Annotated in this window: 10 protein-coding genes and 1 pseudogene; 10 read left to right on the top strand and 1 reads right to left on the bottom strand. The window is 35.2% G+C overall.

All coding sequences use genetic code 11. The features are described from left to right. Nucleotides 1-73 precede the first annotated feature (73 nt). From NST12_RS14290 to NST12_RS14250, 9 genes are all read left to right on the top strand, one after another. Entirely contained in the window at nucleotides 74-667 is a 594-nt protein-coding gene (locus NST12_RS14290) for a restriction endonuclease subunit S (protein WP_341030194.1), read from the top strand. Then, entirely contained in the window at nucleotides 667-2,196 is a 1,530-nt protein-coding gene (locus NST12_RS14285; RefSeq protein WP_341030193.1) for a type I restriction-modification system subunit M, read from the top strand. Before NST12_RS14290 ends, NST12_RS14285 begins: the two co-directional genes overlap by 1 nt. 11 nt (nucleotides 2,197-2,207) lie before the next feature. Next, nucleotides 2,208-2,711, top strand: a complete 504-nt coding sequence (locus NST12_RS14280; RefSeq protein ID WP_021837190.1) for a hypothetical protein — start codon at nucleotides 2,208-2,210, stop codon at nucleotides 2,709-2,711. Between the two features lie 11 nt (nucleotides 2,712-2,722). Then, the gene (locus NST12_RS14275) at nucleotides 2,723-4,009 is read left to right on the top strand and encodes a restriction endonuclease subunit S (RefSeq protein WP_341030192.1); all 1,287 of its coding nucleotides are present in this window, start codon (nucleotides 2,723-2,725) and stop codon (nucleotides 4,007-4,009) included. A 43-nt stretch (nucleotides 4,010-4,052) separates the two neighbouring features. Continuing rightward, entirely contained in the window at nucleotides 4,053-7,160 is a 3,108-nt protein-coding gene (locus tag NST12_RS14270) for a type I restriction endonuclease subunit R (protein WP_341030191.1), read from the top strand. Between the two features lie 13 nt (nucleotides 7,161-7,173). Further along, complete coding sequence (locus NST12_RS14265) at nucleotides 7,174-7,896, top strand: YgjP family zinc-dependent metalloprotease (RefSeq protein WP_341030190.1); 723 nt, start codon at nucleotides 7,174-7,176, stop codon at nucleotides 7,894-7,896. Between the two features lie 138 nt (nucleotides 7,897-8,034). Continuing rightward, nucleotides 8,035-9,168, top strand: a complete 1,134-nt coding sequence (locus NST12_RS14260; RefSeq protein WP_341030189.1) for an SIR2 family protein — start codon at nucleotides 8,035-8,037, stop codon at nucleotides 9,166-9,168. A gap of 47 nt (nucleotides 9,169-9,215) precedes the next feature. Next, the gene (locus NST12_RS14255) at nucleotides 9,216-10,211 is read left to right on the top strand and encodes a hypothetical protein (protein ID WP_341030188.1); all 996 of its coding nucleotides are present in this window, start codon (nucleotides 9,216-9,218) and stop codon (nucleotides 10,209-10,211) included. 32 nt (nucleotides 10,212-10,243) lie between these two features. Beyond that, a complete protein-coding gene (locus tag NST12_RS14250; protein WP_270584527.1) occupies nucleotides 10,244-10,486 on the top strand; it encodes a hypothetical protein in 243 nt (80 codons plus the stop codon). Nucleotides 10,487-10,824: 338 nt separating this feature from the next. Here the strand turns inward: NST12_RS14250 and NST12_RS17180 are convergent. Beyond that, nucleotides 10,825-10,999: pseudogene (locus NST12_RS17180) on the bottom strand (ATP-binding protein); the annotation flags it as partial. A gap of 886 nt (nucleotides 11,000-11,885) precedes the next feature. Between NST12_RS17180 and NST12_RS14240 the strand changes: the two are divergent. Further along, a complete protein-coding gene (locus tag NST12_RS14240) occupies nucleotides 11,886-13,142 on the top strand; it encodes a PucR family transcriptional regulator (protein ID WP_341030187.1) in 1,257 nt (418 codons plus the stop codon). Nucleotides 13,143-13,147 lie beyond the last annotated feature (5 nt).

The raw sequence follows: 13,147 nt of genomic DNA, 5'->3' as shown, positions 1-13,147 counted from the left end.
TAGTCAAAAAGTCATATACTTTATTTAACACTGTTGTTAAATATTGAATTTGACATTTAAAAGGAGGTGCAATATGCAGCTCGGTGATATTGCTGACATAAAGACGGGTCTAGTTTTAAGCAGGAAAAAAGCGGAGATCGAATATACGGCAAAGGCCACATATAAACTGCTGTCTCTTAAAAATATAAGCGAAGATGGATTCATCGAAAATGATTCGTTTGAAGAGTTTGTTAGTAATGATGAGTTAGAAGATCATTACTTTACCAAAGAAGGCGATGTATTGATGCGGTTAAGTCAGCCGTATACAGCAGTCTGTATCGATAAAGAGTACAGCGGCTTATTGATTCCATCCTACTTTGCCATTATCAAAGTGGATCAGTCAAAAGTTATGCCCCGATACATAGCATGGTATCTTAACACGTGGAATGTGAAAAAAGAATTGGAGCGTTCTCAAGCGGGCAGTCGGATACCGAGTACGAATCAGCAAGTTTTAAAAACCATTCCTATTATAGCTGCATCACTTTCCAAACAAAAAGCACTAATAGAACTATATCAGCTTCATCAAAAAGAAAAACGATTGTATAAGAAGCTGATTGAAGAAAAAGAGTTGCTCTTTCAAGGCATTGCTCAACAAATTTTAAGTGGTAAGAATCAGGAGGAGAAATAATGGTTGAACAGACAACACAAGAGAAAATTAACAGCGTTTTATGGCAAGCTGCCGATACGTTTAGAGGAAAAATCGATTCATCAACTTATAAAGATTACATTTTAACCATGTTGTTTATTAAGTATCTGAGTGATACGTATAAAGAGAAATTAGAAGAATATACAAAGCGCTACAATGGAGATGAACAACGCATTCAACGTGCATTATCGAGAGAACGTTTTGTATTGGATGAAACATCCACCTTTGACTATTTATATAGTAAAAGAAATGATCCGGAAATTGGAGAGATTATCAACAAAGCGTTGGAACGAATTGAAAATGAAAACTCGGGGAAACTTCGTGGCGTTTTCCGCAATATTGATTTTAATTCAGAGGCGATTCTAGGAAAAGCAAAAGAACGGAATGCCATGCTCCGTTCATTATTAGAGGATTTTAATCAATTATCTCTAAGACCGTCGCAATTAGGAAATGAAGATATTGTCGGAAATGCTTATCAATATATGATCGGGCTTTTTGCTTCAGATGCAGGGAAAAAAGGCGGAGAATTTTATACGCCAGCAGAAGTTTCAGAACTTTTGGCACGATTAGTAAAACCGCAAGAAAACGATCGCATTTATGACCCGACATGTGGTTCAGGTTCATTACTGATTAAGGTTGCAAAACAAGTGCCAAGCAAAAAAGTGGCGATTTACGGTCAGGAACGGAATGGTGCAACACACTCATTAGCGTTAATGAATATGTATTTGCATGGCATTGATGATGCAAAAATTGAATGGGGAGATACATTAGCGAATCCACTGCACTTGGAAGATGGCAAGTTAATGAAGTTCCAAGTCATTGTTGCGAATCCCCCATTTTCATTAGACAAATGGGCAATGGGATTTGCCGGTGAAGGAAACACAGATAAAAAATTTAAAATGGAAGCAAGCCTTGACCCATATAGAAGATTTGAATGGGGAGTTCCACCAAGCTCAAAAGGGGACTACGCTTTCGTTCAACATATGCTGTATTCATTAGCGGAAAACGGAAGAATGGCGACGATCCTGCCTCATGGTGTTCTTTTCAGAGGATCGAGTGAAGGAAAAATCCGTAAACAAATTATTGAGTTGAATCTGTTGGATGCTGTCATCGGGCTTCCGGAAGGTTTATTCTACGGTACCGGAATCCCAGCTTGTATCATGGTATTTCGAAAAGACCGTACACGAAAAGACGTCCTCTTCATTGATGCTTCTGGTGAAGAACATTATGAAAAAGGCAAAAACCAAAACAAATTAAGAGAACAAGACATAGAAAAAATCGTTGAAACGTATGAGAAAAGAGAAACAATTGATAAATACTCCTATGTTGCTACCATTGATGAAATTCGCGAAAACGACTATAACTTAAACATCCCTCGCTACGTCGATACATTTGAAGAAGAAGAACCTGTGGATATGGAAGCGGTGAAAGAAAATATCGCCAATATTAAGAGGGAGCTACAAGAAGTAGAAAAGCAGATGGCGAAATACTTGGAAGAATTGGGATTGTAGGAGGGATTTTTATGGGAGCTGTGCGAAAAGCGGACTTTTATTATGGTTCTATGTTGTCTTGTTTCGTCAATAATGGTCTTGCTCCAGCCATTATTGAACCCGGGGATTCTCGTAGGATATACAAGATGACAACCGACAACGGGGACTATCAAATTTACGCTAAATATGTGTCTTCCCCTTTAAGAAGACAGAAAAAGGATGCTCAGTTATGGCAATTTATTTTCTCACCTGATGAAGTAGAATATTTCAGGAAATATAAGGAGAATGGAACCAAGCTATACTTTGTTTTGATTTGTGGGCGTGATAAGTTGCAAGATAGCGAGATTGCTATATTATCTCTTGATGAAGTGAAAGACTGTTTGGATATTGATTATGATCGAGAAAGCTATCGAATCACGATCAAATGGGAAAAAGGAATACATGGTTTAAAGGCATACGGTACTGGACGGGCAGATATTCTTGATGGTAAGGACAATACGATTCGTATCTCAAGAGATATGCTGTCCTACTTTTAGGGGGATTGAATATGAAACCTGAGATTAAAGAGAGAATTGATAAGATTAAACGTGGGGAAATGCCAGATGGATATAAAACTTCAAAAATAGGTGTAATTCCTGAAGATTGGGATGTGAAACATTTGGAAGACATCTCAAATATAAATCCAAGAAAAGAAGTTTTAGATGAAAATGATACTGTCTCTTTTATTTCAATGTCCGATGTTTCAGACGACGCTAGATTAATAAGCTATCAACCAAGATTATATAAAGAGGTATTCAAAGGTTTTACTTCTTTTAGGGACGGAGATGTTCTTGTTGCTAAAATAACACCTTGTTTCGAAAATGGGAAGGGTGCTTTGGTTGATAACCTGATAAACAAAACAGGTTTTGGAAGTACAGAATTTCATGTATTAAGGTCAAAGAAAAATGGGGATGAACTTTTTATTTATTATCATACTGTAACTGATAGGTTTAGGAAAATTGGCGAAAAAAATATGACAGGGACGGCAGGCCAAAAAAGAATATCTACTGATTTTGTAAAAGGGTTTCTTATTCCATATCCTCGCAATGATATCGAGCGTAAGAAAATCGCCTCCATCCTTTCCACATGGGACAAGGCAATTGAGCTAAAAGAAAAGCTAATCGAGCAGAAAAAACAGCAGAAAAAAGGATTAATGCAGAAGCTGTTGACGGGTGAAGTGAGATTGCCTGGGTTTGAGGGAGAGTGGGAACAAGTAAGGTTAGGTGAACTTGCTAAATTACAAGGTGGATATGCTTTTAAATCATCAATGTTTAAGGAAAAGGGTATACCCATTGTTCGGATTTCAAATATTCTTCCAGAAATAACTGATTATAATCAAGAGTTCGTATACTATGATGAAATTAAAATCTCGGATAATTTTATGGTTCAATATGGGGATATTCTAATAGCAATGTCTGGGGCAACAACCGGTAAAGTGGGTATATACAAAAAAAATGAAATTGCATATTTGAACCAGCGTGTTGGGAAATTTGTTAACCTTGATAAAAGTAAATTAGATTATGGTTATTTGTATTATTTAGTAACGTCTACTAAGTTTAAAACTCAACTAACTGAAGAATTGGCAACGGGTGCACAACCGAATATTAGTAGTAAGCAAATTGAGAATTTCAAATTTAAAATACCATCAATAAATGAGCAGATTAGTATTTCGAAGATCTTAGCCCAATTTGATAAATTTATATCTTTACAAGAAAAAGAATTAATCTATTTAAAACAACAAAAGAAAGGCCTTATGCAATTACTTCTTACGGGAAAAGTCCGAGTAAAGGTATAACCCCCTTTACTCTTCCCTTATTTTTTCAACAGGAGGCGTGAGGATGTCAAGGGAGAAGAGTTATGATGAACGGTTTATAAGCCAGGTTCCGGCGATTGAGGTGTTGCAAAAGTTAGGGTATCAATACCTATTACCGGAAGAAGCAGAAAGAATGCGGGGAAACCTGCATCATGTATTGTTGACAACCGTTTTAGAGGAAAAGCTAAAAGAATTGAATTCCTATGAGTATCAAGGTCAAATTTATCAATTTAGCGAATCCAATATTCGCCAAGCCATTCGTGATTTAGATGAGCCGCTGACCAATGGATTGGTGAAAACAAATGAAGTGATTTATGAGACCATCATGAACGGGAGAAGCTATACGGAGTTTTTGCCGGATGGATCGAAAAAATCGTTTACCATTCAATATATCGACTGGAACAACATCGAAAATAATGTCTTTCATGTAGTGGAAGAGTTTGAAGTGGAACGAATGGATGGGCGTGGAACTGTAAGGCCGGATATTGTGTTGTTTGTGAACGGGATTCCTTTTGCGGTCATTGAATGTAAAAAAGCGTCGATTTCTATGAATCAAGGAATCAGTCAAATGATTCGCAATCAGGGGAAAGATTACGCCCCACAATTATTTAAGTTTATTCAAATTGTGATGTCCACGAATAAAAATGAAACCAAATACGCAACATGCAATACTCCGAAAAAGTTTTGGTCTGTTTGGAAAGAAGAAAAAGAGGAATGGCTGCAGAACTGGCTGGATAAAACAGTGGAAGGCAGACTGCCAACCATGCAAGATAAGAACATCATTTCACTGTTTCACCCCGAGCGTTTGTTAGAGTTAACCCAGTTCTTTACCTTATTTGATAAAGACGTTAAAAAAGTAGCCCGTTATCAACAATACTTTGCCATTAAAGAAATTATAAAAACGATTGAAGAACGAGATGAAAACGGCAATCGTCAAAGCGGCGTGATTTGGCATACACAAGGTTCAGGTAAATCACTAACGATGGTGATGTTAGCCAAGTATATTTTATCTGAGCTGCGCGGTTTCAATCCTAAAGTCATTGTTGTAACAGATCGGGTTGAATTGGATAAACAAATACATAAAACATTCAGCCATACAAGATTAAAAGCAAGTCGTGCAACTTCAGGAAGCCATTTGGTAGATTTAATAAATGATAACCATTCTGATATTGTCACGACTTTAGTTCATAAGTTTGATACAGCGTCTTCCAAACAAAAGCCAATTGAATCAAGGGATATCTTTGTTTTAGTCGACGAATCACATCGTACACAGTATGGCGAGCTTCATCTAAAAATGAAGAAAGTATTCCCAAATGCCTGTTATCTCGGCTTTACAGGGACACCATTAATGAAAAAAGAAAAAAACACATTGATTAAATTTGGCAAACTTATACATAAGTACACAATTGCGGATGGTGTTCGGGATAAAGCGATTGTTCCCCTTTTATATGAAGGAAAAATGGTCGAACAATCGGTGAATCAAAAGGCGATCGATCATCGTTTGGAAATGATTACACGCAATCTGAATGACAAGCAAAAAGAGGAAGTAAAGCAAAGATGGAGTAAATATGAAAAACTTGCTTCTTCGGAACAGAGAATTTATTTAATTGCGGAAGATATTAACAAACATTTTGTAGAAAACTATAAAACACAAGGAAGCCAATTCAAAGCGATGTTGGCCACCAATAGTAAAATTGAAGCGATACGCTATCTTGAGGCTTTTGAGGAACTGGGTGATTTGAACTGTGCCGTTGTCATATCCCCGCCTGATCAACGGGAAGGACATGAAGTAGTCGATCAGGAATCGAAAGATAAAGTCCAGCAGTTTTGGAAACGAATGATGGATCGCTACGGAACGCCTGAAAAATATGAGGATGCGATCAAAGATGAATTCGTAAACGGCGACGAACTGGATTTGCTGATTGTCGTGGACAAATTGCTGACGGGTTTCGATGCGCCAAGAGCAACGGTACTTTATGTCGATAAGCCTATGAAAGAACATACGCTTCTCCAAGCCATAGCCCGGGTCAATCGTCTTTATGAAGGAAAAGATTATGGTTTAATCATCGATTACCGCGGTTTATTGGATAAACTGGATGAAGCCATGCAGATGTATTCCGGCGCAGGTTTGGAAAACTTTGATCCGGAAGATTTAAAAGGTGCTATTTACGATGTCATAAGCGTAATTGGATCATTACGGCAATATTATTCCGATTTATGGCAAATTTTTGCACCAATCAAGAACAAGAACGATAGAGAAGAGTATGAAGTATGGTTGGAGGACGAGGAGCGCAGAGAAGAGTTTTATGGCGTTTTAAGCAATTTTGGCAGAAACCTTGGGATTGCGTTAGAATCGGAGAAAATCTATAATACTTTACCACCTGAAGAACTTCAAAAGTACAAAAAGGATTTCAAGTTTTTCCAAGATTTGCGGAAAAGTGTGAAGCTGCGTTATTCGGATACCATTGACCATAAAGAGTATGAAGCGAAAATGCAGAAATTAATGGATAACTATATCGCTGCCGAGGAAGTTATCCGCATTACGAATCCTGTAGATATTTTAAACGCAAAAGCTTTTGAAGAGGAGTTGGAGCGTTTACAGTCAAAGAGAGCCAAAGCGGATGCGATTCGTACTCGTTTAACGAAGAGCGTTCATGCAAAGTGGGATGAAAATCCATCCTACTATAAAAAGTTTTCTGAGCGCATACAAGAGGCTATTCAAGAATACAAAGATAAACGCATTTCGGAAGCAGAGTATTTAAACCGAATGAAGGACATCATGAATGATTATCGTCGGGGTGAATCATCAGAAAGATATCCTGAAGTAATAAAAGAAAATTGGAATGCACAAGCCTTTTACGGAGTAACAAAAGATATTTTGAGCGAAACAAAGGAAACGGCTGCAAGTTATGACACGAATACTCTTGGTGATTTAGCATTAAAAATAGATGAAATCATTAAAAAACACCAAAAAGTGGATTGGCATGATAATGTAGAAATCCACAATCGCATTGCTCAGGAATTGGATGATCTTCTTTTTGATTTTAAAGAAAAGCAAAATTTGGAAATCGACTTTGATACGATTGATAAAATTATTGAGCAAATTAAAACGGTTGCTCTAAGACGTTACTAAGGGCGGGAACAGCATGGAAAAGCATCAAATCGAGTACGCCAATAAAATCATTGACTTCGTCGTGAAGCGGAAAAAAGTGAAAAATGTTAATCTTAATATCAAACCGGATATGACAATTGAAGTCACTGCCAATGACAGAGTGCCGCTTGACTTTATTTGTGATTTTGTGAAAACAAAGGGTGCATGGATATTAAAGAATGTCAAGACGTTTCAAGATGTTCAGCCATATAGGCAAAGTGAAAGAGAATATGTAAGCGGCGAAACCTTTAAGTATTTAGGAAAGCAATATCGCTTACGGGTCATACAGGCAGAGAAAGAAAAGGTGAAATACTTTCGGGGGTTTATCTATCTTTACGTTAAAAATACAGAAAATGTTAATCGTAAAGCCAAACTAATGGATGAATGGTATCGTGAAAAAGCTCAAAAAACATTCCATGAATCCCTTGATAAAATGTTTCCATTGGTTCAAAAGTATGGAGTCGAAAAACCAAACATGGATTTGCGGTCAATGAAAGCACGATGGGGCTCAGCTTTGACAGAAAAAAACACAATCTTATTAAACACCGAGTTGATAAAAGCTCCAAAATACTGTATCGATTATGTTGTACTGCATGAGTTGATTCATTTTAAATACAACGACCATAGCGACAATTTTTATAAAATGCTGTATTCTCTAATGCCCGATTGGGAAAAGAGAAAGGCAATATTGGATGAAGAAGTAGTTAAAGACTTATAGAAGTGAACTACTCGGTATAAAACAACTAGATAAAACAACAGAAAGCAGTTCCGACGTATATTAACTAATTATGGAACTGCTTTTTTTCCGTCATTTAATCATGAATTTTTAGATTACATTATGAGGAGAGTGTTCTAATTGAAAAAAGTTGTTTTAACTGGTAATGGCTTATCTGTTGGTTTAAATAGAGCATTTGCATTACAAAATATTACTCAGACTTTTTACAATAAATTAACCCCAGAACATCAAAAGTTTATTCAGCATCACATGGAAAGAATTCAAAAGGATGAGTATATTCAAGTTGATTTTGAAGAGGCTATCGCAAGTATAGAGCAAGTTCATGATGCACTAGATAGCTATGTGAATTTTTTAATAAATGAGGAAGAAGGTAAAAAATATCTAGAATCGGAAGGCCTTGACGTTGAAGAATTACAGAGTCATCTAACTAAAATAAAGGAAATAATCATTTCTTATACTTCTTCAATAGTTGAAATTATAGATGGAAATGTACACTGGGAACAAATAGGTGATAGACTATCAGGATTCATCAATTGGTTACAAGCAGAGCTTCAAGGTAATGATGAAATTGATTTATTTACTTTGAATTTTGACTTATTATTAGAAACTATTTTACTAAGAATTGTTGGAACTGATGAATTTACAGATTTTCATGTTAAACGTGGTAAAACTCCAGATGGCCATGATAAGTTTAACTTTGATCCACAGCAGACTTTAAATGATTTTGGTTATAGAAGAATACGGCTTCACCATTTACATGGTTCTCTTTCATCATTTAAACGGCTTTCTGATGGGAGAATTTTTAAACTAAGAACTGAGGATATAAGATTATCTGATTTGTATAAAAAGTTAGATGTAAACGAGCTCTTCCCTTCCATAATTACGGGAGGATTTAAGAGTAAGAAGATTCAAAGTTTACCATTCAGTTTCTACTATGGGAAGTTTAAAGAAAAGATGGTGGACCCAGAAAATCTTTGCGAAGAATTATACATTATTGGTTACAGTTTTAGAGATGAACATATTAATGAGGCAATTAGTGAGCGTTTGAAAATACACAGAAAAAGAGATGGGATCCTACTTAAAAGGTTTGTAATAGTAGATTATAAATTGACTGAGGAAGAACAAGATAAGTTTATAGAAGATGTAAATAAGGCTTTAGAATTAGGTCGAAAAACAAAACTTAAAAAAGAAGATGGTATTTTTATTTTTAATGGTGCGGATGCAATTGATGGAATTCTTCATGCAAGCAATTAACCCTAATACTTTAATACATTTGAAAACGTTACCTAAGGAGAGTTGAAATGGTTGCAAATTTAATTGAAAATCCAAAGGAAATTAAAAGACATGTAGTTATTTTGGGTGCGGGAGCAAGTCTGGCTACAACAATACCAACAAATGGTGATAGAAATGGTAAAAGGCTCCCAATAATGAATAATCTTATTAAGGTAATAGGTATAGAAGACCTTGTACACCAAATTGATATAGATTTTAAAAGTGATAATTTTGAAGATATATATAGTGAACTGTATTCAAAAAGAGATTATACAGAGGTATTAGAGACCATTGAGAAAAGTGTGTACGATTATTTTAGCTCCTTGGAATTGCCTGACGAACCTACAATTTATGATTATCTTGTTCTCTCGCTGAGGAGGAAGGATGTTATTGCAACATTCAATTGGGATCCTCTATTATGTGATGCTTGGCAAAGATGTCATAAAATTACTACAAACTTACCTCATCTATTATTTTTACATGGAAATGTAAGAGTTGCTACTTGTGAAAGGTGTAAATTGATTGGAAAGATAGGTAATAATTGTTCTTATTGTGGTGAACAATTAGTTCCAACTAAATTACTATATCCCATAAGTGAAAAAAACTATAATAGTAACCCTTTTATCAAAGATCAATGGAATATTTTGGGGCAAGCAATTGATCAAGCATATGCGTTAACTATTTTTGGATATGGTGCACCGAAATCAGATATCGAGGCTGTTAATTTAATGAAAAAAGCATGGGGAAAAATTGAAGATAGAAGTATGGAGCAGATTGAGATTATTGATATTAAAGATGATGAGGAATTAGCAAATACGTGGAGTGAGTTTATCTTTTCCCACCATTATGAAACACATAAATCATTCTTGGACTCGCATCTTTGTAAAGTTCCTCGAAGATCTATTGAGGCTTATTATGAAATGTTTTTCAATGCTAATTTCATTGACTTACATGAATATCCTAAAAATGCTTCATTTGAACAACTTACTACTTTCATTCAGAATTTAACTAAATATGAAAATTAAACTGTAGGGCGCTTTTACAAGGAAGTGAAAAAATGAAAAATAAAAACAAATTCAAATCAAAAAGGAGATTTGATTACGGTTTTAGAGACCAATATACTAAACGAAAAATATCTTATTATCGTCGATTACAAAAGGAAAATGAAAAGCGCAGTAAGAGTATAGATATTGATAAATTACTCTCCATGGAAAATATTTCAGTGGTATATGCTAATTCAGAAGGTGTAGTTGAAGTAGACTTAGAAAATCCTGCACATCGTAGGTGGTTGGAAGATTAATGGTAAATACTAAAAAGCGGGAGTTGTCTTAAACTTTATTAAGGGCATCTTTAAAATTTTGCTCTTTAACAATTTTTTGCCCTTTTCTGTTAAAAAGAAATCTGAATTGAGTGCACTGTTATTCATGAGGTAGGGTATTTCCATTCAGTTTTGTTTTGTTGCAAATTTGAAAATACCCTGCCTTTTTCTTTTTATCTAACAAAAAAATTGCTTACACAATATTTTTACTTCGTCTAATACGTCTTTGAAAATTATTGGCTGTTTTTGTTTGGAAAGGTGTTTTTGACAAGTAAAAAATGCATGAAATGGCAATTAAAAATGAAACTTGCCAAATTCCGTTATTGGTTGAGTGAGATTGAATCTTTATAGCGATGACTATCGCCTTTAAAAATGATTAAATGGGAGTGATGTATCAATCTATTAATTACTGCTTTTGTTAATATTAGATCACCAATATATGGTTCATTGTTCAAATTGTAAATTTGTCGTTACGATGGTACTTTTAGCTTCATACACATTGAAATGATTTAAAATAACATATAAGTCCTGTTGCCACAGAATACCATCTCAACATATACCTGTTACACAAAAGTTTATGCTGACTAATGCAGAATGGGAATTATAGGAAAACGTATCTTCATATTTTGCAAAGGACTTATTCATTGCTCTACCGAATAGACATTTCTAAAACGTTTTCTTATTAAAATTTGTTAGATTTCCTTACAATAATATTGAGAATGCTGCATTTTAGAAAGTAATCTGTTTAAAGACATAATGATCTTTTTTTAAAAGAAATGAAATAAAAAATGGTTTGGAGGCAATCAAAGCTCTTTAACTCTCCATAAATTTTATGCTTGGTTTTCTATGATGCAAAAATAGTAATTGCTGGAGACATCAGCATTGGCATAAACATAAGCGTGCGGTGTGCAACAGGAATTTTAAAAAGGTTTATGTAAAAAAATCTTGCAAAAATAAGCGGCAAAGAATTGATCAACCAAAAAGGAAAGGCACGCCTTATTTATGAAATTAAGATCACGGAATTAGCAAAATACATAAATGAAAAAGAAACTATTACTAACTTAACATTCTTAGAGAATGGACTGTATTTACAGCAGCAAATAATATATTGCCTGATTTTTTCTTGAATCGGTGTTTTGACTTACCGTTCAGGAATTCATTTAAAATTTGCCATATTACTCTTTACGTTCATTTTTGGCGATACAAGCTTCTGTTGAAAAAGATTTTAGTACGAATTTTGTTTATGTTCTTCCAATTGTTCGAAAATTTTCTCATTAAAGATAGATGAAGATCATTCAAATAACGAAATGGCGGATTCTTGTTCATTTTGGTTGATCCTTGCTTTAGGAAGTTTTGGGAGAATGCAAAGGGGGAAGCGTTAATGAAGAATTCACTAGACTATCCAGAATTACTTTCGCAACTACACCAAGACAATTCCAATTCCCTAGATCTTTTGGCAGATCGAATTGGTGAAATGCTTGAATGTCCAATTACAATAGAGGATTCCACTCACCAGATTATTTCCTACAGCAGACATAAAGAAAATGTAGATGAAGCAAGAATAGCCACGATCATAAGTAGAAAAGTGCCAGATAAAATCATTAATAGTCTTTGGAAAAATGGTATTATGGCAAAACTGTTTGAAAGCGATGAACCCGTTATTGTCCCTGCAATCGAAGAAGTTGGACTTGGCAACCGTGTTGCCGTCTCGATCCGAAAACATAATGAGGTCTTAGGTTTTATATGGGCACAAATCAATGATAAAACAATGGGCGACGATCAAATGCGTTTGCTCAAGGAAGCCGCAAAATTTGTGAAAAATCATCTCCTTCTTCAGCGAATGAGAAATCGAAAAGAGGAAGAGAGTCATCAAGAATTTCTATGGCAGCTATTAACAGGCCATCTGAACGATGTGTCTAAAATTAAACGCCAGGCTAAACGGGTCGGAGTCAATCTGGATGGAAGGCTTGCTGTTGCCATCATTGAATTTGATGATGATATATCGCAAGCTATTGAAAAACATGCCTATTATTTAGCTGAGACATTGCAGCATGTCCAAGTCGTCGGCCGGCTATTTGATCAAAATCAATTAATATTGCTCACCCGGCTCAGAACAGAACAAGAGTCGAGAAGCGCCCTTTCCAGCTTTATTAAAGATTTTATCCACAAAATAAGTATGCGTTTACAAATTCGGAAAATAACTGGTTCTTTTGGCTCCGTTTATAATTCTCCGGAGCATGTTCAATACAGCTATAAACAAGCATTGAAGGTATTAAGACTTAAAGAAAAATTCCCCGATGAATTACAGCAAACTTATAGTTTTCAGGAGATCGGCATCTATCAGTTTTTAGATGAACTTTATCAAATCCGAGTACGTGATCACTATCAGAGTGAGGCCATTACAAAATTAAGAGAGTATGACCTCAAGCATCGCACCGATTTGTTGCTTACCCTTAAAACTTATTTGGAATGTGACAGCAATGTTTATCAAGCATCGCAATTATTACATATTCATCCGAATACGTTAAATTACCGTTTGAAAAGAGTAGTAGAATTAACAGAAGTAAACCTGAAAGATCCAAACCAGAAGATAATATTATATCTGGATTTAAAACTTGAGAGCATGAAGGTCGAGTAATTTGT

Source organism: Bacillus sp. FSL W8-1127, assembly GCF_038006725.1.
Taxonomy (GTDB): Bacteria; Bacillota; Bacilli; order Bacillales; family DSM-4216; genus Bacillus_O; species Bacillus_O smithii.
Note: the sequence above shows the minus strand (reverse complement) of the source record. Positions and strands in the feature narration are given on the sequence as shown.